Here is a 23753-nt window from a genome sequence, read left to right on the forward strand (position 1 = left end):
GTTGGGGGCGCGATCATGAGGGAGACGCGGCGGCGATGGGCAGGAAGAAGGAAAAGGCACGCAGGGCCGCGGAGAAGGAACATCGCGTGACGAAGGCGTTGACGCCGGCGGCCGATGGCATCGTCGCGGCGTTGCTGACCCCCGTTGCCAAGGCGACCGACGAGCCGCCGCTGCTGGCGCTGGCGGTGGGAACGCTGGCGCTGGGCACGATGCTGCGCAAGCCGGCGATGACGCGCACCGGCGCGCGGATGCTGGCGAGCCATCTGCTCGCAACCGGCATGAAGACGGTGCTGAAGGCCAGCGTCGATCGCACGCGCCCCAATGCGGAGGATCGCGGCGCGCATCTCGCCAAGGGCAGCGGCACCGACGACACCGACCGCAACGCCTTTCCTTCCGGACATACCGCAGGAGCGATGGCGGTGGCGCGATCGGTCGCGCATGACGTCCCCGCCGCCGCGGTTCCGGTGCAGCTCGCCGCGGGCGCGGCCGGCGCGGCGCAGGTGCCGCGCGGCGCGCATCATGCGACCGATGTCGCCGCCGGTGCGGCGATCGGCTGGCTGTCGGAGCGGCTGGCGAGCTGGGCGATCGGTACGGTCGACCGCTATGTCGAGAAGCGCGCGGAGGTGCGTGCCGAGGCCGAGGCAGAAGTTGAGGCAGGGGCGCACCCCAGCTGATGCTGCTGGAGCGGCTGGGGTGTGCGCTGCCGATCGTGCAGGCGCCAATGGCCGGGGTGTCGACCCCGGCGATGGCGGCGGCGGTCTCGCAGGCGGGCGGGCTGGGGTCGATCGGCATCGGCGCCAGCGATGTCGCGACCGCGCGCGGCATGATTGCCGCGGTGCGGGCGATCACCGCGCACGCGTTCAACGTCAACGTGTTCGTCCATCGCGCGCCGCGGAGCGATCCGGCAAGCGAGGCGGCGTGGATCGCGGCGTTGCGGCCGTCGTTCGAAGCGTTCGGCGCGGCACCGCCGCCCGCGCTGCGGACGATCTACACCGGGTTCGGCGACGATCCGGCCATGCTGGCGATGCTGGTGGAGGCGGCGCCACCGGTGGTGAGCTTCCACTTCGGTCTCCCCCTCCGCGGCCGCGATCGCGGCGTTGCGCGCGCGCGGCGTGACGATGCTGGCGACCGCGACCGACCGGGCCGAGGCGCGCGCGATCGCCGCCGCCGGGCTCGACGGGATCGTCGCACAGGGGATCGAGGCGGGCGGCCATCGTGGCATGTTCGACCCTGATGCGCCGGATGCCGCGCTGGGCACGATGACGCTGGTGCGATTGCTGGTGCGCGAGACGCCGCTGCCGATGATCGCGGCGGGCGGGATCATGGACGGTGCCGGGATCGCAGCGGCGCTCGACCTGGGCGCGGTGGCGGCGCAACTTGGCACCGCGTTCATCGCCTGCCCGGAATCGTCGGCGGATGCCGGCTATCGCGCCGCGCTGTTCAGGGAGGGGGCGCATCGCACGGTGATGACGCGCGCGATCTCCGGCCGCCCGGCGCGGGCGCTGGCGAACCGGTTCACCGCGCTGGGCGCGCGGCTGGCGGTACCGGTGCCCGACTATCCGCGCGCCTATGACGTGGGGAAGGCGCTCCACGCGGCGGCGCTGGCGCACGGCGAGAGCGGATATGGTGCGCAATGGGCGGGGCAGGGCGCCCCGCTGGCGCGGGCGATGCCGGCGCGGGCGCTGGTGGAGACGCTGGCGGCGGAGATGCGCGCGGTGCGCGCGAGAGCGTCACCCCGGGCATGACCCGGGGTCCCGCTATTTTTCGTCGGTAGCAAGGAAGGGGGACCCCGGGTCAAGCCGGGGGTGACGAAATGGTGATCGGGAGGGGCGACTCGCGCCGCCCCGTCCCGCCGTCCTCAGGCCACCGCCGCCTTCAGCGCGTCGACCAGGTCGGTCTTCTCCCAGGTGAACAGCGCGCCCTCCGCGTCGCGGCCGAAATGGCCGTAGGCGGCGGTCTTCGAATAGATCGGCGCGTTCAGCTTCAGATGCTCGCGGATGCCCTTCGGCGTCAGGCGGACCAGCTTGGGCAGCGCGGCCTCCAGCTTTGCTTCCTCGACATTGCCGGTGCCGTGCAGGTCGACATAGACCGACAGCGGCTCGGCGATGCCGATCGCATAGGACAGCTGGATCGTGCAGCGCTTGGCCAGACCCGCGGCGACGACGTTCTTCGCCAGATAGCGCGCGACATAGGCGGCGGAGCGATCGACCTTGGTCGGATCCTTGCCGCTGAACGCGCCGCCGCCGTGCGGCGCCGCACCGCCATAGGTGTCGACGATGATCTTGCGGCCCGTCACGCCCGCGTCGCCGTCCGGCCCGCCGATCTCGAACAGACCCGTCGGATTGACGTAGATCTTGCTCTCTTCGGGCAGCCAGCCCTGCGGCAGCACGTCGGCGAACACGCCCTTGACGTAATCGCGCAGCTTCGCCTGACCTGCCTCGTTCGACAGATCGGCGCTGTGCTGGGTGGAGACGACCAGCGCGGTCGCCTTGACCGGCACGCCGCCCTCGTATTGCAGCGTCACCTGGCTCTTGGCGTCCGGCTCCAGGAACGGCGCTGCGCCGGAATGGCGGTCGGCCGCCATGCGCTCCAGGATCTTGTGGCTGTAATACAGCGTGGCAGGCATCAGGCCGGGCGTCTCGTCGGTCGCGTAACCGAACATGATGCCCTGGTCGCCGGCGCCCTCATCCTTGTTGCCGCTCTCGTCCACGCCCATCGCGATATGCGCCGATTGCGGGTGCAGGTTGTTCTCGAAGCGGAAGGTTTCCCAGTGGAAGCCCGACTGCGCATAGCCGATGCGCTTGACGGTATCGCGGACGGTCTTCTCGATCTCGGCCTCGACGCCCTCGGCCCAGTTGCCGGCGGTGTCCATGATGCCCTTGCCACGGATCTCGCCCGCCAGCACCACCAGCTGCGTCGTCGTCAGCGTCTCGCACGCGACGCGCGCCTCCGGGTCCTTCGACAGGAACAGGTCGACGATCGCGTCCGAAATCTGGTCCGCGACCTTGTCGGGATGGCCTTCGGACACCGACTCGGAGGTGAAGATGAACGACTGACGCATGGGCGCTCCGATGAAGAGATAACGATATAAAGATGCCTTTATGTCTTATCCCCGGCGGCGACGCATTGCAATCGCGGCCGCGCACAGCAGCGCCGCGACGATCGCCGCCATCGCATTGCCCATCCGCGCGAACGGCGTCGGCGGGCGGGCGGGCGGCAGCGGCAGGTCGATCGCGCCGGCGCGATGGTGCGGGACATTGCCCAGCACCTCGCCATCCGCGGAGATGACCGAGGTGTTGCTGTTGGGGGTGGCGCGCACGATCGGCAGCCCTTCCTCGATCGCGCGCATCTGCGCCTGACGCAGGAATTGCGGCGGACCCCAGGTGCCGAACCATGCCTCGTTCGAGGGGTTGAAGATCATTCGCGGGCGCCGAGCGCGATCGGTGACATGGCCGGAGAAGATGATCTCGTAGCACACCTGCACCCCGACCGGGCCGACGCCGGGCAGGTCCAGCGTGCGCGGCCCCGGGCCGGGCAGGAAGTCCATCTCGCCCGGCACCAGCCGCGACAGCCCCAGCGGGCGCAGCAGCCACGGCATCGGCAGATACTCGCCATAGGGGACGAGGTGCGCCTTGTCGTAGCGCTGGCGGATGCGCGCACGATCGTCGAGCAGGAAGACGGAGTTGGTCGCGGTGGCGACGTCGCCGTCCGGCTCGAATTGCAGCGCCGTGCCGCCCGTCATCAACAGGTCGCGCGGGCCGAGGACCGAGGCCATGCGCGCGCGCGTCGCCCAGGGGCTGGTATTGCCATAGACCCAGAGCGGATAATCGTCCTCGATGAAGTCGCGGATGACGCCTTCGGGCCACAGCACCAGCCGCGGCGCGGCGCTCGCGCGTCCGGACAGGCGGACGAGGCGCGCCAGCATCATCGCCTGATCGCTGTCGCCGCGCTGATCCTGCGCGACATTGGGCTGGACGGTGACGACGCGCGGCGCCTGCGGACCGGCGGGGGGTGTGTCGGCACCGCCGCGCAACAGCTGCACCGCCAGCAGCGCGCCGATCGCGACCGGCAGCGGCCAGCGACCGCGCACCGCCAGCAGCAGCGCGCCGGCGGTCAGCACGAACAGCCCCGACAGCGCATAGGTGCCGATATCGCGCCCGAGCCGCGCGATGTGACCGAACGGCAGCCCCAGCCACGCGACCCCCAGCGGATCCCAGGCATAGCCGGTGAAGACCCAGCTGCGCAGCCATTCGGACAGGATCCAGGCCGCGGCGGCGAACAGCACCCAGGCGGCGTCCAGCTGCGGACGGCGCACCCGCCACGCCAGCCCCGCGGCGATCGCGGGATAGACCGCGAGGTACAGCGCCAGCGCGAGCGGGGCGGCATAGCCCAGCACCGGCGGCATCTGGTCCTGGAAGGTGAAGGCGTGCTGGATCCAATTGTCGTTGATCGTGAAATGCCCGACCCCGAAGGCCCAGCCGCGCCACAGCGCCTGGCGGATCGTCGGTGCGGCATGGACCAGCGCCAGCCACAGCGCGAGCGCGGGCAGCGCCGCCCACCACGCGTCCAGCGGTGCGAAGGCGCAGGCGACGATCGCGCCAAGGAGCAGGGCGACGAGAGCGGGGAATCGCATGGCCCGCGTCCTAGACGATCGCCGGGGGCGGGGGGACTCACTTCGTCACCCCGGGCCTGACCCGGGGTCCCGCTTCTTCTGCGACGTAGGAAAGTAAGCGGGACCCCGGGTCAAGGCCGGGGTGACGGTGGTTAGGGCACCCGTGCACTTCCCTCATCGGTCGTGGATCGCGTATCACCCCCGCATGACACTACGCCCCTTCCACCTCGCCTTTCCCGTCCACGATCTCGCCGCGGCGCGCGCCTTCTATGGCGGGGTGCTCGGCTGTACCGAGGGGCGGTCGAGTGCGCAGTGGATCGACTTCGACTTCGGCGGGCATCAGATCGTCGCCCACCTCGATCCGGCGGCGAAGCCGGTCGCGACCACCAATGCGGTCCACGGGCATGACGTGCCGGTGCCGCATTTCGGCATCGTGCTCACCATGCCCGACTGGCAGGCGCTGGCGGCACGGGTGGAGGCGGCGGGCGTCGCCTTCGGGATCGCGCCGCATATCCGCTTCAAGGGGCAGGCGGGCGAGCAGGCGACGATGTTCTTCCGCGATCCCAGCGGCAACGCGCTGGAGTTCAAGGCGTTCGCCGACGACGCGCATTTGTTCGCCACCGGAAAGGACGCCGCATGACGCAACCGATCGAGGTCGACCTGCCGCACCAACTGGGCGTCGCGGGCGCGAGGCAGCGGATCGAGGGCGGGTTCGGCAAGCTGGCCGGCTATATCCCCGGCGGGCACGTCAGCGAGCATCGCTGGGACGGCGACACGCTCCATTTCACCGTGGAGGGGATGGGGCAGCGCATCGCGGTCGAACTCGCGGTGGCCGAGCGCAACGTCCACGCCACGTTCGTGCTGCCCGGGTTCCTGGGCATGTTTGCGGAGCAGATCCGCGCGAAACTGCAGAAGGACGGGCCGAAGCTGCTGGAATGAGCCCGTCATGCCGGGCTTGTCCCGGACCCCGGCACAAGGCCGGGGTGACGTGGCTCCTTATTTCGCGCTCACCCGCCAGACCGCATTCCCGACATCGTCCGCCACCAGCAGCCCGCCGGTGCGATCCGTGATGACCCCCACCGGGCGCCCGCGCGCGCGTCCGTCCTCGTCGACGAAGCCGGTCAGCACGTCGACCGGCTTGGCGCCCGCGACCGGCCAGCCCTGCGCGGTGAAGGGGACATAGACCACCTTGTAGCCCGACAGCGGCTTGCGGTTCCACGATCCGTGCTCGCCGATGAACGCGCCGCGCGCGAAGCGGTCGCCCAGCTTCGCCTGATCCGCGAAGGTCAGCCCCAGCGCGGCGACATGCGGCCCCAGCGCATAGTCGGGGCGCTTCGAATATTGCTGGAGCTGCGGGTTCTTCGGCTCGACGCGCGGGTCGATATAACCGCCCCAGTAATACCACGGCCAGCCGAAATGGTCGCCCATCTCGACCGCGGTCAGGTAATCGGGAACGAGGTCGGAGCCGAGCATGTCGCGCTCGTTCGACACCGTCCACAGCCGGTTGCTGCCCGGCACCAGCGCCATGCCGTTGGCGTTGCGGATGCCGGCGGCGAAGACGCGGAACGTCTTCTCCTTGGGATAGACCTGAAGGATGGCGGCGCGGAAACGCTCCTTGTCCAGCCCGTTCTCGGCGATGTTCGACGACGAACCGACCGAGACGTAGAGCGTGCGCCCGTCCTCCGCCGGGATGACGTTGCGCGCCCAGTGGTTGCCCCCGCCCGACAGCTTCACCACCAGTTCGGGCTTCGCGGTGATGCGGGTCTGCCCCTCGCTATAGGGGACGCGGACCAGCGCGTCGGTGTTGGCGATATAGAGCTGCCCGTCGAACAGCGCCATGCCGTAGGGCGAGTTGAGCCCGGTCATGAACGGGGTCTTCACCTCCGCCACGCCGTCGCCGTCCGCGTCGCGCAGCAGCGTGATGCGATTGGCGGACGGTACGCCCGCGCCGACGCGCCCCATCAGCAGCTTCATCACCCAGCCGGTAATCCCGCCGCCCTCGCGCGGCGGCGAGTTCGTCTCTGCCACCAGAACGTCGCCGTTGGGCAGCCGGTAGAGCCAGCGCGGATGGTCGAGCCCGGTGGCGAAGGCGGCGACGCGCAACCCGGCGGCGGGCGTCGGCGTCTGCCCCGCGGCCCAGCCGATCGGCTTGGCGGTCTTGACCGTGGGCAGCACCTGCTCGCGCGGGGCGCTGATGTCGGGGCGCCCGCCCGCAACGTCGGCGACGCTCAGCCGCGCGCTGTCGGGCCAGGCGAGATACGCGACCACCGCGACCGCGACGAGGACGATGAGGCCGAGGACGGCGAGGATATGTCTGCGCATCGGAATGATCTAGGGCGCAGGGAAGGGGGGGGCAATGGGGGGCGTTCTACGCTGCGGTCTCGGTCGGGGAGGCGCGATGCGGAGCGGGAGGCAGACTGGTCTCGCGTTTCGCCACGTTACATCTGACCCACGCCCGTTCGCCCTGAGGAGAGGCTGAGCTTGTCGAAGCCTCGTCTCGAAGGGCATGTGCTTCGAGACGGCATTTCGACAAGCCAATGCCTCCTCAGCACGAACGGATCAGGTTGACGTTACGAGACCTTGTGCCACGCTGCATGAGTGAGCGCATCATCAACGCAAGACGCGCCGCCCCCGGCTGGCGGGAACGGCGCGTCGCGGTAACGAAAGGCCGCCGGTGTGGGGGGCACACCGACGACCCCCAGCCAGGCAGCACTCGGGCGACCCGAAGGGCATACATGGCCGGTAACGGAGGAAGGGACCGTATGGTCGGCAGCGCCGCCACACGGTCCCTTCCGATTCTTCAATCGCTTAGTAACGCATGATTCAGTGGCGGACCAGATCAAATCGGTCAGCATCCATAACCTTGTTCCATGCCGTGACGAAGTCGGCGACGAACTTCTCCTTCGCGTCGTCGCAGGCATAGACCTCCGCCAGCGCGCGCAGCTGCGAGTTGGAGCCGAACACCAGGTCGGTGCGCGAGGCGGTCCACTTCTGCGCGTGGGTCGACCGGTCGGTGCCGACGAACTCCTCGTCGCTCTCGTCGCTCACCTGCTTCCACGCGGTGTTCATGTCGAGCAGGTTGACGAAGAAGTCGTTGGTCAGCTGACCCACGCGCTTGGTGAACACGCCATGCTCGCTGCCCTGCGCATTGGCGCCCAGCACGCGCAGCCCGCCGACCAGCACCGCCATTTCCGGCGCGGTCAGCCCCAGCAGCTGCGCACGATCGACCAGCAGCTCCTCGGTCGGCACGTTATACTTGACCTGCAAATAGTTGCGGAAGCCGTCCGCCTTGGGCTCCAGCACGTCGAAGCTCTCCGCGTCGGTCTGCTCCTCCAGCGCATCGGTACGGCCCGGGGTGAAGGGCACGGTGACGTCATGCCCGGCATCCTTCGCCGCCTTCTCCACCGCGGCGGCACCGCCCAGCACGATCAGGTCGGCGATCGACACCTTCTTGCCGCCGCCAGCCGCGCCGTCGAAATCGGCCTTCACCTGCTCCAGCACGCCAAGCACGCGGGTCAGGTTCTCCGGTTCGTTCACCTCCCAGTCGCGCTGGGGGGCGAAGCGGATGCGCGCACCATTGGCGCCGCCGCGCTTGTCCGAGCCGCGGAAGGTCGAGGCAGAGGCCCAGGCGGTCTTGACCAGATCCTGCACCGACAGCCCGCTCGACAGCAGCTTCGCCTTCAGCGCGGTCACGTCCGCATCGTCGATCGTCGCATGATCGGCCGCGGGGATCGGATCCTGCCAGATCAGGTCCTCCGACGGCACCTCCGAGCCGAGATAGCGCGCCTTCGGCCCCATGTCGCGATGGGTCAGCTTGAACCACGCACGCGCCCAGGCGTCGGCGAAATACGCCGGATCGGCGCGGAACTTCTCCATCACCGCGCGATATTTCGGGTCGACCTTCAGCGCCATGTCGGCCGACGACATCATCGTCGGCACCTTCTTGCCCGGCGTATGCGCGGCCGGCGCCAGCGTGTCCTCCGGGTTGCCGACCGGCTGGAACTGGTGCGCGCCGGCCGGACTCTTCACGATCTCATATTCGTGGTCGAGCAGCATGTCGAAATAGGTCATGTCCCAGGTGATCGGGGTCGGCGTCCACGCGCCTTCCAGCCCGGAGGTGATCGTGTGATCGCCCATGCCGCTCTCATGCGTCGAGGCCCAGCCGAGCCCCTGCGAGGCGATGTCCGCCCCCTCCGGTTCGCGCCCGACCAGCTTCGGATCGCCCGCGCCATGCGCCTTGCCGAAGGTGTGGCCGCCCGCGGTCAGCGCGGCGGTCTCCTCGTCGTTCATGCCCATGCGCGCGAACGTCTCGCGCATGTCGCGCGCCGACCCCATCGGGTTGGGGCAGCCGCCGGGACCTTCCGGGTTCACGTAGATCAGCCCGTGCTGGATCGCGGCGAGCGGGCTTTCGAGCGCCAGGCCCGCTTCCTCGTCGATGCGGGTCTGGCCGAGCCATTCCTCTTCGGTGCCCCAATAGACGTCCTTCTCCGGCTCGAACACGTCCTCGCGCCCGCCGCCGAAGCCGAAGGTCGGCCCGCCCATCGATTCGATCGCGACATTGCCGGCCAGGATGAACAGATCGGCCCAGCTCAGCGCGCGGCCGTACTTCTGCTTGACCGGCCACAGCAGGCGGCGTGCCTTGTCGAGATTGCCATTGTCCGGCCACGAGTTGAGCGGGGCGAAGCGCTGCTGCCCCGCCGACGACCCGCCGCGCCCGTCGCCGGTGCGATAGGTGCCGGCCGAATGCCACGCCATGCGGATGAAGAACGGGCCGTAATGCCCGTAATCGGCCGGCCACCACGGCTGGCTGTCGGTCATCAGCGCGGTCAGGTCCGCCTTCACCGCCTTCAGGTCCAGCTTCAGGAACTCGGCCGCATAGTCGAAGTCGTCGCCGAACGGATTGCCCGACTTGCCCTGCTGGTGGAGGATGTCGATCGACAGCGATTCCGGCCACCAGTCCTTGGCGGTGCGGCCCAGCAGCGTGCGCATCGCGGCGGGCTGCTTCTTCGGATCGTTGATCGGGCTACCTTCGGTGATGGCGTCCATCGTCTCTTCTCCTAATGCCGCCGCAGCGTTGGCGGCGGCGCACGAACCTTTGATGACGCATCGTAGCGGGGTCGGTTCGATCGGAAAAATGCGAAATCGCGCAGGGTGTGATTGAGGGAGGCGATCAGAGGCGCCCGATCCAGCGTAATCGTCACCCCGGCCTTGAGCCGGGGTCCCGCTTCTTTTGCGGCGGTGGTGAAGAAGCGGGACCCCGGGTCAAGCCCGGGGTGACGGTGTGGGTGGGGGGGGATGGGGCGGACCTCAGTCCTCCACATTCTCCGGCTCCGGCACCGGCGGATGCAGCCGCAAGCGGTTGATCCGGCGCTCGTCGGCATCCACCACCTCGATCCGCCATCCGCTGGGATGGTCCAGGCAATCGCCCGGCTGCGGCACATGCCCCGCCAGCACCGCGGTCAGCCCGCCGATCGTGTCGACGTCGCTTTCCGCGGCGGCGAGGCGGGGGTCGACGGTCTTGCCGACATCCTCCAGCTCCATCCGCGCATCGACCTCCCACGCGCCGCCGTCGAGCGGGACCAGCAGCGCCTCGGGCGCCTCGTCATGCTCGTCCTCGATCTCGCCGACGATCTCCTCGATCAGGTCCTCGATCGTGACCAGCCCCTCGGTGCCCGAATATTCGTCCAGCACCACCGCCAGATGGATGCGCGACTGGCGCATGTCGGCGAGCAGGTCGAGCGCGCCGCGGCTCATCGGCACGTACAGCGGCTGGCGGATCAGCGCCGCGATCGACCCCGGGCGCTCGCCGCCCGCGGCCAGGATCGCGAACACGTCCTTGATATGGACCATGCCGATGATGTGATCCAGGCTGCCGCGATAGACCGGCAGGCGGCTGACCCCGGCTTCCGCGAACACCTGCACCAGATGGTCGAAGGTGGTGGCTTCCTCCACCGCGATCACGTCCGCGCGCGGCACGCCCACGTCGCCTGCGTCGCGCTCGCCGAAATGGAGCAGGTTGCGCAGCATCTGCCGCTCCAGCGGGGTCAGGTCGCCCTTGGCGTCCGGCGCGGGATCGTCCTCGTGCCGGTCGATCGCCTCTTCCAGCTGGTCGCGCAGCGTCTCCTCGTGCTGTTCGCCGAAGATCAGGTTGCGCAATCCGGCGAAGATGCCGCTGTCGTGATGGTCGCCGTTGCCGGCGCTACTTCGGTCCTCGGCCATCGCCGCCCGTTCAGCCCTCTCGTATCAGATAGGGGTCCGCGATGCCGAGATGGCCCAGCGCCGTGCGCTCGATCTCCTCCATCGCATCCCCCTCGTCGTCGGTCAGATGGTCATAGCCTAGCAGATGCAGCACGCCGTGCACCACAAGATGCGTCAGGTGATCGTCGGTTCCGATCCCGCGCTCCGCGGCTTCCGCGACGCACACGCCGTGCGCGAGCACGATGTCGCCCAGCAGCACCTCGCCATCGTCCGAATTCTGGCTGACGGTATCGATCAGGTCGCGCTGCACCATCGGAAAGGACAGGACGTTGGTCGCCTTGTCCTTGCCGCGATACTGGTGGTTGAGTTGGCGCACCTCCTCGTCCGAGGTCAGCCGCACGCTCACCTCGACATGCGCGCGCGTGGTCAGCAGCCCGCCGAACGGCGTATGCCCGATCGCAGCGCGCGCGGCGGCGGTGGCGAGGTCGTCCCAGCGGCCCTCGGGCCATGGCTCTTTGCGGGCGAGTTCGATGTGGATCATGCGAGCGTGGCGTCCTTGAGGTCGGTCCGAGCGAAATCCTCGCCCTTGAACAGGATCGTGTCGGCGTGGCGGCGCGTGCTGGCATAGGCGAAGCAATCGCCCATGTTCAGCCCGGCAGGATGGACGCCCTTACCGAAGCGCGCATGAGCGTCGATGGCGGCGTTGGCGTCGGTATCGTTGATGTCGACCCATTCGACATTGGCGTCGCGCAGGAAGTCTTCCACCAGTGTCTTCGCTTCATCCATGTCGACGCGGCGGACGCGTGCGATCGCCCGAACGGCCTCCCACCACGCGATCGGCGAGGTGATGCACTGCGAACTGTGGCTGATGACGCGGCCGAACGCCGTAGCCTCGGGCTCGCGCCCGATCATGGCCACGATCGCGGAGGCATCGACGAAGACCTTCACTCTTCGTCGTTGAGCGAATCGTAGAAGCGCTTGTCCGCCTTGAGACCGGACGGCAACGGCAGAGGATGCTCGCGCCAATAACGCTGCAACCATTCGGGTGCCGGCGTGGCAAGCGAGTGGCGATAGGCGTAATCCTGAACCGCCAGTGCGACGATATCCTTCATCGCCGTGCCGCGCTCGTCCGCCAACCGAGCGATGGCGCGCACGACCTCCTCATCCTCGATGAGGAACGGTGCTGACAGCGCCTCCCGTTCGGCACGGGTCATGGGGGGATGTGGTGCGTTCATCTTAACCGTCCGCCCCCTCATACGCCTCCACGATCCGCCCGACAATCGGGTGGCGGACCACGTCGGCGGCGGTGAAGCGGCACAAGGAGATGCCCTCCACTCCCTCCAGCCGGATCGTCGCATCCGCCAGCCCGCTCGCCGCGACTCCGCCGGGCAGGTCGGTCTGGTTGGGATCGCCGCAGATCACCATCCGGCTGTTCTGGCCGAAGCGGGTGAGGAACATCTTCATCTGCGCCGGCGTGGTGTTCTGCGCTTCGTCCAGGATCACGAACGCGTCGGCCAGCGTCCGCCCGCGCATGAACGCGATCGGCGCGATCTCGATCTCGCCGCTCGCGATGCGCCGCTCCACCTGCTCGGCGGGCAGGCAGTCGTAGAGCGCGTCGTAGAGCGGGCGCAGGTACGGATCGACCTTCTCCTTCATGTCGCCGGGCAGGAAGCCGAGCCGCTCGCCCGCCTCCACCGCCGGGCGCGACAGGATCAGCCGCTGGACGCTGCCGGTGATCAGCTGCGCCACCGCTTGCGCCACCGCGATATAGGTCTTGCCGGTGCCCGCCGGTCCCAGCGCGAAGATCATGTCGTGCGTGGTCAGTTCGCGCATATAATGCGCCTGCGCCGGGGTGCGCGGCACGATCGTCTTCTTGCGCGTGCGGATCATGACCGAGGGCGCGGGCGCGCGCTCGGCGGAGATGATGCCGTCCAGCACCGGCTCCGACGCCATCGCGATCGACGCGTCGACCAGCCCGCCGTCCACCTCCTCGCCGCGCTGGATACGGTGGTAGAGGTCGTTGAGCACGTCGCGCGCCAGCGCCACCTGCTCCGCGGTGCCCTCCAGCCCGACGCGATTGCCGCGCGCGGTGATATAGACGCCCAGCCGGTTCTCCAGCGCCACCAGGTTGCGGTCGTACTGGCCGAACAGCTGGCTCAGCAATTGCGGGCGATCGAACAGCAGTTCGGTGCGGGAACGCTCGCCCACCTGGGCGGGAACGGGTTTGCGGCTCATGCGGCTCCTGTGCGGGGAAGGGGCGCGGACGGCTCGCGGCACGCGCGGGTGCGAGATGGGGGCGAGTCGGCGCGACGCAATGGCATCGCCGGCGAATGTGGCAGCCGCGCGGGGGCACGAACAGCGAAAAGTCGCGCCTCTTGTCGGTCGGCGCCCCGCTCAGTCGAACGAGGCCGGCTCCGGCCGCCTGATGCGATAGGCGCGCGTGGGATCGCCGAACGGAAAGCCCTGCGCCGCCAGCGTCCCCATCAGCCGGCGCAGATTGGCGTAGCTGGCGGTGCTCGCCTCCTGTGCCATCGGGCTCGACAGCCACGCCTCGCGCGGGACCAGCCCGCCGTCGACCGCTTCCAGCGGCCCCTCCGACAGCCGGTCGATGCGGCGGCGGACGGTCGCCTCCGACAGGCCCAGCGTCGCGGCGATGCGCCGTGCGCGGACCGGACGCTTCCACCCCTCGGGCGGCGCGATGTCGAACCCGGCGTACATCCGCGACAGCGCGGGATCGAGCGTGATGGCGCGGTTGCTGGCGCACAGCACGGTGGAGAAGAGCACCAGGTCCAGCCGGTCGTGGTGCGTCTGGTGGTTGGTGCTGGCGACCGACAGCATCAGGTCCGCTGCCGCCGCCAGCCCGGCGTGCCAGTGATAGGGGCGAACGGGCGCGGGATAGGCGGGCAGCGCGCCGATCGTCCGCATGTCCGCGATGAACCGCACCATCGCATCGTGCGTCAGCGTCGCCAGCGTGGCGACCGGGCCGTCCTCCACCCCGACATGAACGATGATCCCGCCGCGTTCGCGCCCGACCCAGCCGCCCGCGGCCAGCTCCGCGACATGGCGGCGCGTCGTCTCGAACGGCAGCCCCAGCGAATCGGCGATCGCCAGCACCGGGGTGGGGCGGCCGCCGTCCAGCATCCGCCGCACCAGCAGCGTGAAGATCATGAACCGGTCGACCCGCCCGTCGAACAGCGGCAGCGCGGTGCCGACGATCGTCGTCTGCATCTCCGCCAGCAACCGCGTCATCGCGCGAAGGGGCAGGACAGGGACGGCGGGCGGCACGGTCATGCGTGCCTTACGGACTAATTCAGGTGAGAAAAGAACCCCGAAACCGCCGTTTCGGGTAATAACGGGTGCGTCATACCGCCGCCGGCGCGGCGACGTCGCGCACCATGCCGGTGACCGAGTTCGGCCCGGCCTGCGTCAGCGTGACCTCGACCGTGTCGCCGATCATATAGTCACCGACGATATGCACCGATTGCAGCCACGGCGACTTGCCCAGCCACTGGCCCGGCAGCTTGCCGCGACGCTCGATCAGGATGCGGCAGGTGCGCCCGACGGTCGCGGCGTTGAACGCGGCCTGGTCGCGGTTGAGCGCGGCCTGCAATCGCTGCAGCCGGTCGTCCATCACCTCGGCCGGAACCTGCGCCTCCATCGTCGCGGCGGGGGTGCCGGGACGCGGCGAATATTTGAAGCTGAACGCCTGCGCATAGCCGACCGCATCGACCAGCCGCAGCGTCTCCGCGAACTCCGCCTCCGTCTCGCCGGGGAAGCCGACGATGAAATCGCCCGACAGCGCGATGTCGGGGCAGGCGGCGCGGATGCGGTCGATCAGCCGCAGATAGCCGTCGCGCGTATGGCTGCGGTTCATCGCGCGCAGCACGCGGTCGCTGCCCGCCTGCACCGGCAGATGGAGGAACGGCATCAGCGTCTCGACGTCGCGATGCGCGTCGATCAATCCCTGCGCCATGTCGTTGGGATGGCTGGTGGTATAGCGGATCCGCGCCAGCCCGGGGATGCGGTCCAGCGCGCGGATCAGCCCGTGCAGCCCGCGATTTTCCGCGTCGTTCCACGCGTTGACGTTCTGCCCCAGCAGCGTGATCTCGCGCGCGCCCGCGTCGACCAGCGCGCGCGCCTCCTCGACGATCGCGTCGAACGGGCGGCTCACCTCCGCGCCGCGGGTATAGGGGACGACGCAATATGTGCAGAATTTGTCGCACCCTTCCTGCACCGTCAGGAAGGCCGAAGCGCCCACCCGCCGCCGCGCGGGCAGCGCGCCGAACTTCGACGCCAGCGGCATGTCGGTGTCCAGCGCCGGCGCGCCCGCGGCGGCATCCGCCACCAGCCGGGGCAGGTTGTGGTACGCCTGCGGGCCGACCACCACGTCCACCTTGGCGCGGCGCACGATCTCCTCGCCCTCCGCCTGCGCGACGCAGCCCGCGACCGCGATCATCGGCGCGGCGCGATCCTGCTCGCGCGCGTGCTTGCGCAGGCGGCCGATGTCCGAATAGACCTTCTCGGTCGCCTTCTCGCGGATGTGGCAGGTGTTGAGCACGACCAGATCGGCGGCGGCGGCATCGTCGGTCGCGGTCAGTCCGTCGGCCGCCATCAGCTCCGCCATCCGCTCGCCGTCATAGACGTTCATCTGGCAGCCGAACGACTTGACGTGAAAGGTCTTCGGCGCGGACTTGGCGATCGTCGGGGCGGGGGAGGACATGGCGCCCCGTTACTCCAGCAGGCGCGTGATCGCCAGCGTTCAGCGATAGGCGGCGGTCACGTCCTGTTTGGTGCCGTGCAGGACGACCGGGCGGCCGTCCTCCAGCTGCGGCGCGGCGGTGATCCGCATCCAGCGCCGTCGATCCCCGGCGATCCGCAACGCGACGTCGAGCGTGAAGCCACGGTGATGGCGCAGCGCATGGTCGCGCAGCCGCTCCATCGCCGAGCGCGATTCCTCGGTATAGACCGCGAGCGCGCCGTCGCGCTGCGGCGCGCGGTCGGGTGCCACGTCGAACAGGCGATGCACCTCGGGCGACCAGTCCAGCCGCCCGCTGCGCAGGTCGCATCGCCACACGCCGACGATGGCGTCGCCGTCGTCGGGCATCCGCATGTCCCCCACCGGCAGCGGTGGCGCGCCATCGTGCACGCGACCCAGATCGAGGCGGCATCCCCGCTCCCACAAGGGCCAGCTATGGTATAGCGCCAAAGGCTCCCGTGGCGTCACGATCCGTTCCTCCGCCGGGCATGTTGACGCAGATCAACCTAACGTTGCGTTACCGCGGCGTCGATTCGCGCGCGCGCCTCCGCCGCGATCGTCTTGCGCCCGCCCTGCGGCGCGAACGGCTCGAGGAAATGGAGCGTCGCGGTGAAGCGGCCGGGGCGGTTCAGCACGCGGGTGGCATGCGCCTGTCCGGGTTCGTCGCCGACCCACGCCAGCTCGCCGGTCGCCTCGCCATAATCGATCCGCACCGGCTGGATCATCATCCCCGGCGGCGGCGGATCGAGCGCGGCGAGCAGCGCGGCCTTGAACGGCAGCAGCGTGACGCCGTCGCCGGTCGTCCCCTCCGGAAAGATCGCGATCGCCCAGGCCTGTGCGAGCGCATCGCGCAGCTCGGCCACCTGCCGCTCCACCCCCATGCGATCGCCGCGGCTGACGAAGATCGTGCGGTTGAGCGTACACAGCCAGCCGATCAGCGGCGCTGCGCGCAGCTCCGCCTTGGCGACGAAGGCGGTGCCGGTCGCCCCGGCGAGCAGCGGGATGTCCATCCAGCTGAGATGGTTGGCGAGGAACACGACATCGCGTCGCAGCGGCCGCCCGACGACGCGCGTCCGCGCACCGAACAGCCGCGCGGCGAGGCCGAGATAGAATCGCGGCCACGGGGAGGGCGCCCGCACGAGGCGCCACAGGCCGTGAAGCAGCACCGCCGGCAGCAGGCACACGACCAGCGCCGCGAGACGACAGATGGCGCGCGCGGTCATTCCACCTCGTCACCCCGGCCCCTTCGGCGAAGCTCAGGACAGGCTTGAGCTGGGGTCCCGCTTCTTCTCGTCTGCTCCGCGATAGCGGGACCCCGGCTCAAGGCCGGGGTGACGGCGCAAGGGGGAACCCGCCTCAATCCCGCTTCAGCGAAACGCCGTACAATTCCATGCGATGGTCGACCAGCCGGAAGCCGAGCCGCTCGGCGATCGCCTTTTGCAGCAGCTCCAGTTCGGGATCGACGAACTCGATCACCTTGCCCGTCTCGACATCGATCAGATGGTCGTGATGCGCCTCGGGCGAGGGTTCGTAGCGCGCGCGCCCGTCGCCGAAATCGTGGCGGTCCAGGATGCCCGCCTCCTCGAACAGCCGTACCGTGCGATAGACGGTCGCGATCGAGATGCCGGGATCGATCGCGGAGGCGCGCGCATAGACCTTTTCCACGTCGGGGTGATCCTCCGCCTCCGACAGGACGCGCGCGATCACGCGGCGCTGTTCGGTGATGCGGAGCCCCTTTTCGTGGCACAATGCTTCGAGATCGATCTTGCGAGCCATGCGACGCTAGATAGTGCGAACCCCTTGTTGCGAAAAGCGCTACCGACTCGCAACAGGATGAAATCATCTCAATCGAGTGTCCGCGCATAGGTGCAGGCGTCGAACGTCTCGCCGCTGCGGCTGCGGTAATAGTCGCGGCGCGTGCCGACGGGGGCGAAGCCGTGCGCGGCATAGAGCGCGATCGCCGGGTTGTTGGCGCGCACCTCCAGGTGGAGGCGCCGCACGCCGCGCCCCTCGCATTCCGCGATCACGCTGCGCAACAGGGTGCCGCCGATGCCGGCGCGGCGATGCGCCGGATCGACCGCGATCAGCAGCAGCTCCGCCTCGTCCATGATCGCGCGCCCCAGCGCGAAGCCGGCCAGCGTGCCGTCGACCCGCGCCAGCGTCAGCCACACGCCCGGCATGGCGAGGATGCCGATACACTGGTTGCGCGTCCATGCCTCGCCGAAGCGCGGATCGAACGCGCGCGACATGACGCGATCGACCGCCTCCGCATCGCTCGCACCGCCCTGCGCCAGCTCGATCAGCCGCGTGCTCATGCGGCGCGCGGCGCGGGCGGTGTCGCGTCGGGTGCGCGGCCATAGAAGGGCGCGGCGGGCAGCGCGCGCTGCGCGGCGGGCAGCAACAGCGCGTCGCTGGCGCGCGGCAGCGTGTCGTCGATCGCGACGGCGGGGTCGAGCGCGGCGAGCCAGCGCGTACCGGTGCCGATCGCGCGCCGCCCCGCCAGCGCGGCGAGCGCCGCCTCCGGGGTCAGCGAGCGCGGGGCGTCGAGGGCGGCGAACGGAGCGTCGAAGGCCTGCATGAAGACCTCACCGTGCCCGCCTTCGGTCACGACCGCAAGCGGCTCGCCCTTCAGCGCGGCGGCGGCGATGACCGCCAGCGTACCATATCCCGCGAGCGTCGCGCCCCAGCCCAGCGCCAGTCCGCGTGCCGCGGCGATGCCGACGCGGATGCCGGTGAAGCTGCCGGGGCCGACATCGACCAGGATATGCCCGGCGCGCCCGCCGTCGGGCAGGTCCGCGATCATCGGCACCAGCCGTTCGGCATGGCCGCGCCCGACGACGTCATGGCGCGAGTCGATCAGCCGGTCGCCCTCGAACAGTGCGACGGAACAGGCGGCGGTGGCGGTGTCGATGACGAGCGTGCGGATCAATGACGTCTCACTCCCCTCCCTTTCGAGGGAGGGGTCGGGGGTGGGTGGAGGCCTGGCGATACGGCGCCGCGCCGCGTGGCGCATCCGTATCGCCCGGACCTGACCCACCCCTAGCCCCTCCCTTGCAGCGAGGGGAAGGGCGTTGCGCAACCTCGTCACCCCGGACTTGATCCGGGGTGACGGATCAGCGCCGGATCAAGCGATCCGGTTGAACTTCTCGAACGCCGGGCGCGGGCTGCGGTCGAAGATCGTCGACGGGTCGCCATAGCCCAGCGTGGAGATGAAGTTGGTCCGCACCGACGGCGTATCGGCGAAGAACGCCTTGTCCACCGCGCCCGCGTCGAACCCCGACATCGGCCCGGTATCCAGCCCCAGCGCGCGCGCCGCCAGGATGAAATAGCCGCCCTGAAGCGAGGAATTGCGGAACGCCGACGCCTCGCGCAGCTCGCGATTGCCGTCGAACCAGCTCTTCGCATCGGTATGCGGGAACAGCTCGGGCAGATGCTCGTGGAAATCCACGTCCATGCCCAGCACGACGGTGACCGGCGCGTTCAGCACCTTGGGCTTGTTCGCGGCGGAGCAGGCCTCGGCCACCTTCGCCTTGGCCTCGTCCGACACGCACCACACCAGCCGCGCGGGCAGCTGGTTGGCGGAGGTCGGCCCCATCTTCATCAGGTCCCAGATCGCGCGCAGCGTGTCCTCCCCCACCGGCTGGTCGCGATAGCCGTTATAGCTGCGCGCGGCACGGAACAGCTGGTCGAGCGCGGCATCGTCGAGGACGTGGGACATCATTCACCCGTGAGCGAGAGGGAAGGGCAGGGACGGGCGCGCGCGTCAGACCGCGCGCACCTCGGTAACCTCGGGGACATAGTGGCGCAGCAGCTGCTCGATCCCGTTCTTCAGCGTCGCGGTGGACGACGGGCAGCCGGCGCACGCGCCCTGCATGCGCAGGTACACGCGCCCCTTGTCGAACCCGCGATAGACGATGTCGCCGCCGTCGTTGGCGACCGCGGGGCGCACGCGCGTCTCGATCAGGTCGCGGATCTGCGCGACGATATCGGCGTCGGCGGGATCGTCGGCGAAATCCTCCTCCGCGGCCGGGACGGAGAAGCCGGCAGAGGCGCTGCGGAACAGCGGCATCTGCGCGGTGAAATGGTCCATCAGGATCGCCAGCACGTCCGCCTTGGCGTCGCGCCAGCCGACGCCCGGCGCGACGGTGACCGAGACGAAGTCGCGGCCGAAGAACACGCCGGTGACGTCGCCCAGCCCGAACAGGGCATCGGCCAGCGGGCTCGCCTCCGCCTCCTCGGGCGTCGCGAAATCGCGCGTGCCCGCGTCCATGACGGTGCGTCCCGGCAGGAACTTCAGCGTGGCGGGATTGGGGGTGGCTTCGGTCTCGATCAGCATGTCCGCGATGTGGCGCGACAGGCGGCGCGGATCAAGCGCGCTGTCGGAAAGGGATCGTTTCGGGCAACTAAGCTCCCCTCCCTGCAAGGGAGGGGCTGGGGCTGGGTCGATGGCTCGTGATACGGTCGCGCCGGGGCTGGCCGGCGCCATATCCCCAGGACGCCACCCACCCCCGACCCCTCCCTGAGAGGGAGGGGAGAGAACCTACACGTCCATCTGCTTCACCGCGGCATTCCATTTCGCCACATTCTCGCGCGCCTCCTGGACGAAGGCGGAGCGCTTCGCGACGCCCAGGAACAGGTCGGCGAACCATTTGCCCGGCGCGCGTAGCGGGCGTTCGAACTGGATCAGCAGCACCACGCGCGTCCCCGCCGTGTCGTTCCACACTTCATGGTCGTAGGTGTCGTCGAACACCAGGGTCTCGCCCTCCGCCCAGCGCACCACGCGGTCGTCGACGCGCATCCGCACGTCGCCGTCGCGCGGCACGATCAGCCCCAGGTGGCAGGTGATCAGTCCCTTCGACACGCCGCGATGCGCGGGGATGTGCGTGCCGGGCGCCAGGATCGAGAAGAAGGCGGTGTTGAGCCCCGGGATACGCTCGATCACCGCGCGCGTCTGTGGGCATTGCGCCAGATTCTCGTCGATCGGATAGCCATAGCCCCACAGGAAGAATGACTTCCACTTGCCCACTTCGGCGATGGCGCGGTGATCGGGGGAGATGGTGGCGAGGCTGGGCGCCGCCTCGCCCGCGAGCGCCACCGCCTCCGCCTCGGCACGGATCGCCTCCCACCGCGCGCGCAACTCCGCGGTCCAGGCGAAGGCGCGGACGTCCAGCACCGGATCGTTCGACACCAGCGACGACCCCGCGATCAGCCGGTCGAACACGCCGCGCAGATGCTTGCCGACGCGGATGATGAGCGGGCGTCCCGGCTCCGCGCGCAACGTCGCGGACGCGCGCGGCGTACCCGGCAACGGCAGCGCGGCCTGGGGCAGGACGGCGTGGGGCTGGCTGGTCATCTCAACATCCTTCGCGCGTGCCCGCCTGGCGTCGGCAAAGCATCGTTTCCCCAGCGGCTAGAACCGCTTCACGACCAAATCGTGGCAGGTTGCGGCAGGGAAGCGGCGGCGGGAGGGCGGCGGCGCGCATCAACGCATCGTTTCACGCCCGCAGGTTGCCGCCGCCCCGGCTGGCCCCTAGAAGCGCGTCCATGGCCCTGTATCCGCGCGTGCTCGGCAAGCCGCCCGCCGCCCTTCCGCTCGTCCTTCTCCTCGCCTCCGTCGCGCTGCCGCTGGCGGCGCAGCCGGCCGCCAGGCAGCGCAAGCCCGCCGCCGCCGCCCCGGCCGCGTCCGCCGCCACCGCGGCAACCGTGCCGGTCGACACCTCGCCATGGCTGTTCAAGGGATCGGACATCCCGCCCGATCCGGAATGGCATTTCGGCCGGCTGCCCAACGGCCTGCGCTATGCGGTGCGCAGGAACGGCGTACCCCCGGGGCAGGTCGCGGTGCGGGTGCGGATCGACGCCGGCTCGCTGTACGAAACCGACGATCAGCAGGGCTATGCGCACCTGATTGAACATCTGTCGTTCCGCGGCTCGAAATACGTCCCCGATGGCGAGGCGAAGCGGGTATGGCAGCGGTTCGGTGCCACCTCTCGGTTCCGATTCCAACGCGTCGACCACGCCGACCCAGACCGTCTATAAGCTGGACCTGCCCGGCGCGACCGACGTCAAGCTGGACGAGAGTCTGAAGATCTTCTCCGGCATGATGGCGGAGCCTGCGATCACCACTGCCGGGCTGGCGGCGGAACGCCCCGCGGTGCTGGCGGAACAGCGCGAGGCGCCGGGGCCGCAGGTGCGCTATGGCGATGCGATCCGCCAGACCTTCTTCGCCGGACAGCCGCTCGCCGAACGCTCGCCGATCGGGACGATCAAGACGCTGGAGGCGGCGACCCCCGGCCGCGGTGCAGGCGTTCCACGATCGTTGGTATCGCCCCGATCGCGCGGTCGTCATCATCTCGGGCGATATCGATCCCGACGTCGCGGCGCGGCTGGTGGTCAGGAATTTTGGTAGCTGGCAGGGGAAGGGCGCCGATCCCGCCGATCCCGATTTCGGCAAGCCGACCGCGCAGGGGCCGGCGACGAAGACCATCGCCGAGCCGTCGCTGCCGCCGCTGGTCGCCACCGCGGTGCTGCGCCCCTGGGTCTATCGCGACGACACGATCATCTTCAACCAGAAGCGTCTGGTCGATTTCGTCGCGATGCGCCTCATCAACCGCCGGCTGGAAACGCGTGCGCGCGCCGGGGGCAGCTTCCTCCAGGCGTCGGTCAGCCTCGACGACGTATCGCGCTCCGCCAACGGCACCTTCACCAACATCGTGCCGATCGGCGACGATTGGGAGGCCGCGCTGAAGGACGTGCGCGCGGTGATCGCCGATGCGATGGCGACCCCGCCGACGCAGGGCGAGGTCGACCGCGAGCTGGCCGAATTCGACGCCGCGATGAAGAACGAGGTCGATACCGCGCGCGTCGAGGCGGGGGCCAAGCAGGCCGACGACATGGTTCAGGCGCTCGACATCCGCGAGACGGTGGCGGGGCCGAAGACCAGCTACGACATCCTCCAGCAGGCACGTAAACAGGGGATGTTCACGCCTGCGGCGATGGTCGAATCGACCAACCGGCTGTTCAAGGGCGACGCGACGCGCGCGCTGCTCAACACCCGCACCGCGGATGCGACCGCGGCGACGAAGCTGGCCGCCGCGCTGTCCGCCGACGTCTCCAAACTGGCGGGCAAGCGGACGCAGCAGGCGGCGGTCGACTTCTCGCGCGTGCCGAAGCTGGGCGCGCCCGGCAAGGTGACGGCGAAGGCGACCGTCGGCGACCCGCCGATGGAGCAGGTGACGTTCGCCAACGGGGTCCGCGCGCTGATCTACGCCAATCCGTCGGAGACAGGGCGCGTCTATCTGCGGGTGCGGTTCGGGCGCGGCTATCAGGCGCTGCCGGGCGATCGGCCCACCCCGGCCTGGGCGGGCGAAACCGCGCTGATCGCCAGCGGGATCGGCACGCTCAACCAGGGTGACCTCGACCAGCTGACCACCGGGCGGCGGATGGGGCTGGACTTCGATATCGGCGACGATTCCTTCCTGTTCGGGTCGCAGACGACGCCGGGCGATTATGCCGACAATCTCACGCTGATGGCGGCGAAGCTGGCGGCGCCGCGCTGGGATGCGGCGCCCGTGGCGCGCGCGCGCGCGGCGATGCTGGCGGGCTATGCCGGGTTCGACAGCTCGCCCGACGGCGTGCTGGCGCGCGATCTGGAGGGGTTGCTGCGCGACGGCGACCCGCGCTGGGGCGTGCCGCCGCGCGCGCAGGTCGAGGCGCTGACGCCGAAGGACTTCCGCAAATTGTGGGAGCCGCTGCTGGCGACCGGGCCGATCGAGGTCGACGTGTTCGGCGACGTGAAGAGCGACGAGGCGATCGCCGCGGTGGCAAAGAGCTTCGGCGCGCTGAAGCCGCGCGCGGCAGGCGCCACCCACCGCCCGCGCCGGTGCGCTTCCCCCGCGCACGTCGCGCAGCCGGTGATCCGCACCCCACGACGGCGACGACAACCAGGCCGCGGCAGTGATCGCCTGGCCGACCGGGGGCGGCTCCGCGGGACATGCGGAATCGCGCGCGCTCGACGTGCTGGCGGCGGTGTTCGCGGACCGGCTGTTCGACCGGCTGCGCTCGGTGGCCGGCGCCAGCTATTCGCCCAGCGCGCAGAGCCAGTGGCCGGTCGGGTTGGACGGCGGTGGCCGGCTGGTCGCGATCGGCAAGGTGGCGCCCGACAAGGTGCCGCTGTTCTTCCAGCTGTCG

At 69.8% G+C, this 23753-nt stretch carries 25 protein-coding genes and 2 pseudogenes; 8 read left to right on the plus strand and 19 right to left on the minus strand.

The features are described 5' to 3' along the window. Nucleotides 1–86: 86 nt before the first annotated feature. Both PGN14_RS15215 and PGN14_RS15220 read left to right on the plus strand, forming a co-directional pair. Nucleotides 87–674, plus strand: coding sequence for a phosphatase PAP2 family protein (locus PGN14_RS15215; RefSeq protein WP_335300426.1), 588 nt, complete (start codon nt 87–89; stop codon nt 672–674). Further along, a pseudogene (locus PGN14_RS15220) lies at nt 674–1745 on the plus strand (NAD(P)H-dependent flavin oxidoreductase). The gene PGN14_RS15215 and the pseudogene PGN14_RS15220 overlap by 1 nt, the downstream one beginning before the upstream one ends. 113 nt (nt 1746–1858) lie before the next feature. On the opposite strand, the gene metK reads toward PGN14_RS15220, so the two are convergent. Beyond that, nucleotides 1859–3061: a methionine adenosyltransferase gene (metK, locus tag PGN14_RS15225; RefSeq protein ID WP_335300427.1), complete on the minus strand. Its 1203-nt coding sequence runs from the start codon at nt 3059–3061 to the stop codon at nt 1859–1861. A 45-nt stretch (nt 3062–3106) separates the two neighbouring features. Beyond that, a complete protein-coding gene (gene lnt / locus PGN14_RS15230; RefSeq protein ID WP_335300428.1) occupies nt 3107–4633 on the minus strand; it encodes an apolipoprotein N-acyltransferase in 1527 nt (508 codons plus the stop codon). 184 nt (nt 4634–4817) lie between these two features. Between lnt and PGN14_RS15235 the strand changes: the two genes are divergently transcribed. Together PGN14_RS15235 and PGN14_RS15240 are read left to right on the plus strand one after the other, a co-directional pair. Continuing rightward, entirely contained in the window at nt 4818–5252 is a 435-nt protein-coding gene (locus PGN14_RS15235) for a VOC family protein (RefSeq protein WP_335300429.1), read from the plus strand. Continuing rightward, entirely contained in the window at nt 5249–5551 is a 303-nt protein-coding gene (locus tag PGN14_RS15240; protein WP_335300430.1) for a polyhydroxyalkanoic acid system family protein, read from the plus strand. The genes PGN14_RS15235 and PGN14_RS15240 overlap by 4 nt, the downstream gene beginning before the upstream one ends. 57 nt (nt 5552–5608) lie before the next feature. Here PGN14_RS15240 and PGN14_RS15245 read toward each other — a convergent pair whose 3' ends face one another. From PGN14_RS15245 to PGN14_RS15325, 17 genes are all read right to left on the minus strand, one after another. Continuing rightward, nucleotides 5609–6934 carry a PQQ-dependent sugar dehydrogenase gene (locus PGN14_RS15245; protein ID WP_335300431.1) on the minus strand — a complete coding sequence of 442 codons (1326 nt, stop codon included), beginning with the start codon at nt 6932–6934 and terminating at the stop codon, nt 5609–5611. A 501-nt stretch (nt 6935–7435) separates the two neighbouring features. Next, nucleotides 7436–9658, minus strand: a complete 2223-nt coding sequence (katG, locus tag PGN14_RS15250; RefSeq protein ID WP_335300432.1) for a catalase/peroxidase HPI — start codon at nt 9656–9658, stop codon at nt 7436–7438. Nucleotides 9659–9919: 261 nt separating this feature from the next. After that, the gene (locus tag PGN14_RS15255; RefSeq protein ID WP_335300433.1) at nt 9920–10831 is read right to left on the minus strand and encodes a hemolysin family protein; all 912 of its coding nucleotides are present in this window, start codon (nt 10829–10831) and stop codon (nt 9920–9922) included. A gap of 10 nt (nt 10832–10841) precedes the next feature. Then, nucleotides 10842–11351: an rRNA maturation RNase YbeY gene (gene ybeY / locus PGN14_RS15260; RefSeq protein WP_335300434.1), complete on the minus strand. Its 510-nt coding sequence runs from the start codon at nt 11349–11351 to the stop codon at nt 10842–10844. Then, nucleotides 11348–11758, minus strand: coding sequence for a type II toxin-antitoxin system VapC family toxin (locus tag PGN14_RS15265; RefSeq protein WP_335300435.1), 411 nt, complete (start codon nt 11756–11758; stop codon nt 11348–11350). The genes ybeY and PGN14_RS15265 overlap by 4 nt, the downstream gene beginning before the upstream one ends. Next, complete coding sequence (locus PGN14_RS15270) at nt 11755–12024, minus strand: hypothetical protein (protein ID WP_335300436.1); 270 nt, start codon at nt 12022–12024, stop codon at nt 11755–11757. The genes PGN14_RS15265 and PGN14_RS15270 overlap by 4 nt, the downstream gene beginning before the upstream one ends. 22 nt (nt 12025–12046) lie before the next feature. Further along, on the minus strand, nt 12047–13045 hold the full coding sequence (locus PGN14_RS15275; RefSeq protein ID WP_335300437.1) for a PhoH family protein: 999 nt from the start codon (nt 13043–13045) through the stop codon (nt 12047–12049). 159 nt (nt 13046–13204) lie between these two features. Then, the gene (locus tag PGN14_RS15280; RefSeq protein WP_335300438.1) at nt 13205–14101 is read right to left on the minus strand and encodes a hypothetical protein; all 897 of its coding nucleotides are present in this window, start codon (nt 14099–14101) and stop codon (nt 13205–13207) included. A 70-nt stretch (nt 14102–14171) separates the two neighbouring features. Then, nucleotides 14172–15530 carry a tRNA (N6-isopentenyl adenosine(37)-C2)-methylthiotransferase MiaB gene (miaB, locus tag PGN14_RS15285; protein ID WP_335300439.1) on the minus strand — a complete coding sequence of 453 codons (1359 nt, stop codon included), beginning with the start codon at nt 15528–15530 and terminating at the stop codon, nt 14172–14174. Nucleotides 15531–15569: 39 nt separating this feature from the next. After that, nucleotides 15570–16034 carry a hypothetical protein gene (locus tag PGN14_RS15290; protein ID WP_335300440.1) on the minus strand — a complete coding sequence of 155 codons (465 nt, stop codon included), beginning with the start codon at nt 16032–16034 and terminating at the stop codon, nt 15570–15572. A gap of 38 nt (nt 16035–16072) precedes the next feature. Continuing rightward, the gene (locus PGN14_RS15295) at nt 16073–16789 is read right to left on the minus strand and encodes a lysophospholipid acyltransferase family protein (protein WP_335300441.1); all 717 of its coding nucleotides are present in this window, start codon (nt 16787–16789) and stop codon (nt 16073–16075) included. A gap of 133 nt (nt 16790–16922) precedes the next feature. Further along, complete coding sequence (locus PGN14_RS15300; RefSeq protein ID WP_335300442.1) at nt 16923–17342, minus strand: Fur family transcriptional regulator; 420 nt, start codon at nt 17340–17342, stop codon at nt 16923–16925. Between the two features lie 68 nt (nt 17343–17410). Then, nucleotides 17411–17881: a ribosomal protein S18-alanine N-acetyltransferase gene (rimI, locus tag PGN14_RS15305; RefSeq protein WP_335300443.1), complete on the minus strand. Its 471-nt coding sequence runs from the start codon at nt 17879–17881 to the stop codon at nt 17411–17413. Continuing rightward, nucleotides 17878–18492 carry a tRNA (adenosine(37)-N6)-threonylcarbamoyltransferase complex dimerization subunit type 1 TsaB gene (gene tsaB / locus PGN14_RS15310; RefSeq protein ID WP_335300454.1) on the minus strand — a complete coding sequence of 205 codons (615 nt, stop codon included), beginning with the start codon at nt 18490–18492 and terminating at the stop codon, nt 17878–17880. The genes rimI and tsaB overlap by 4 nt, the downstream gene beginning before the upstream one ends. Before the next feature lie 198 nt (nt 18493–18690). Beyond that, nucleotides 18691–19284, minus strand: coding sequence for a malonic semialdehyde reductase (locus PGN14_RS15315; protein WP_335300455.1), 594 nt, complete (start codon nt 19282–19284; stop codon nt 18691–18693). Between the two features lie 45 nt (nt 19285–19329). Beyond that, nucleotides 19330–19902 carry a NifU family protein gene (locus tag PGN14_RS15320; protein ID WP_335300444.1) on the minus strand — a complete coding sequence of 191 codons (573 nt, stop codon included), beginning with the start codon at nt 19900–19902 and terminating at the stop codon, nt 19330–19332. A 204-nt stretch (nt 19903–20106) separates the two neighbouring features. Further along, complete coding sequence (locus PGN14_RS15325; RefSeq protein WP_335300445.1) at nt 20107–20919, minus strand: aspartyl/asparaginyl beta-hydroxylase domain-containing protein; 813 nt, start codon at nt 20917–20919, stop codon at nt 20107–20109. Between the two features lie 191 nt (nt 20920–21110). On the opposite strand from PGN14_RS15325, the gene PGN14_RS15330 reads away from it, so the two are divergent. The 4 genes and pseudogenes from PGN14_RS15330 to PGN14_RS15345 all read left to right on the plus strand — a co-directional run. Beyond that, entirely contained in the window at nt 21111–21602 is a 492-nt protein-coding gene (locus PGN14_RS15330) for an insulinase family protein (protein ID WP_335300446.1), read from the plus strand. Continuing rightward, complete coding sequence (locus tag PGN14_RS15335) at nt 21544–21972, plus strand: hypothetical protein (protein WP_335300447.1); 429 nt, start codon at nt 21544–21546, stop codon at nt 21970–21972. Before PGN14_RS15330 ends, PGN14_RS15335 begins: the two co-directional genes overlap by 59 nt. Continuing rightward, nucleotides 21863–22318: pseudogene (locus PGN14_RS15340) on the plus strand (insulinase family protein); the annotation flags it as partial. The gene PGN14_RS15335 and the pseudogene PGN14_RS15340, both read left to right, overlap by 110 nt. Before the next feature lie 1201 nt (nt 22319–23519). Beyond that, a partial coding sequence (locus tag PGN14_RS15345) for a hypothetical protein (protein WP_335300456.1) occupies nt 23520–23753 on the plus strand: 234 nt, incomplete at its 3' end.

It is taken from the genome of Sphingomonas adhaesiva, assembly GCF_036946305.1.
Taxonomy (GTDB): domain Bacteria; phylum Pseudomonadota; class Alphaproteobacteria; order Sphingomonadales; family Sphingomonadaceae; genus Sphingomonas; species Sphingomonas adhaesiva_B.

Bases quoted from the DNA above. Each gene is read 5' to 3' on its own strand.
- miaB (WP_335300439.1), bottom strand. From the start codon at position 15,530: ATGTCCTCCCCCGCCCCGACGATCGCCAAGTCCGCGCCGAAGACCTTT.
- PGN14_RS15245 (WP_335300431.1), bottom strand. From the start codon at position 6,934: ATGCGCAGACATATCCTCGCCGTCCTCGGCCTCATCGTCCTCGTCGCG.
- PGN14_RS15275 (WP_335300437.1), bottom strand. From the start codon at position 13,045: ATGAGCCGCAAACCCGTTCCCGCCCAGGTGGGCGAGCGTTCCCGCACC.
- PGN14_RS15295 (WP_335300441.1), bottom strand. From the start codon at position 16,789: ATGACCGCGCGCGCCATCTGTCGTCTCGCGGCGCTGGTCGTGTGCCTG.
- metK (WP_335300427.1), bottom strand. From the start codon at position 3,061: ATGCGTCAGTCGTTCATCTTCACCTCCGAGTCGGTGTCCGAAGGCCAT.
- katG (WP_335300432.1), bottom strand. From the start codon at position 9,658: ATGGACGCCATCACCGAAGGTAGCCCGATCAACGATCCGAAGAAGCAG.
- PGN14_RS15280 (WP_335300438.1), bottom strand. From the start codon at position 14,101: ATGACCGTGCCGCCCGCCGTCCCTGTCCTGCCCCTTCGCGCGATGACG.
- PGN14_RS15255 (WP_335300433.1), bottom strand. From the start codon at position 10,831: ATGGCCGAGGACCGAAGTAGCGCCGGCAACGGCGACCATCACGACAGC.
- PGN14_RS15325 (WP_335300445.1), bottom strand. From the start codon at position 20,919: ATGACCAGCCAGCCCCACGCCGTCCTGCCCCAGGCCGCGCTGCCGTTG.
- rimI (WP_335300443.1), bottom strand. From the start codon at position 17,881: ATGAGCACGCGGCTGATCGAGCTGGCGCAGGGCGGTGCGAGCGATGCG.
- PGN14_RS15240 (WP_335300430.1), top strand. From the start codon at position 5,249: ATGACGCAACCGATCGAGGTCGACCTGCCGCACCAACTGGGCGTCGCG.
- ybeY (WP_335300434.1), bottom strand. From the start codon at position 11,351: ATGATCCACATCGAACTCGCCCGCAAAGAGCCATGGCCCGAGGGCCGC.
- PGN14_RS15330 (WP_335300446.1), top strand. From the start codon at position 21,111: ATGGCCCTGTATCCGCGCGTGCTCGGCAAGCCGCCCGCCGCCCTTCCG.
- lnt (WP_335300428.1), bottom strand. From the start codon at position 4,633: ATGCGATTCCCCGCTCTCGTCGCCCTGCTCCTTGGCGCGATCGTCGCC.
- PGN14_RS15270 (WP_335300436.1), bottom strand. From the start codon at position 12,024: ATGACCCGTGCCGAACGGGAGGCGCTGTCAGCACCGTTCCTCATCGAG.
- PGN14_RS15235 (WP_335300429.1), top strand. From the start codon at position 4,818: ATGACACTACGCCCCTTCCACCTCGCCTTTCCCGTCCACGATCTCGCC.
- PGN14_RS15315 (WP_335300455.1), bottom strand. From the start codon at position 19,284: ATGTCCCACGTCCTCGACGATGCCGCGCTCGACCAGCTGTTCCGTGCC.
- PGN14_RS15320 (WP_335300444.1), bottom strand. From the start codon at position 19,902: ATGCTGATCGAGACCGAAGCCACCCCCAATCCCGCCACGCTGAAGTTC.
- PGN14_RS15300 (WP_335300442.1), bottom strand. From the start codon at position 17,342: ATGGCTCGCAAGATCGATCTCGAAGCATTGTGCCACGAAAAGGGGCTC.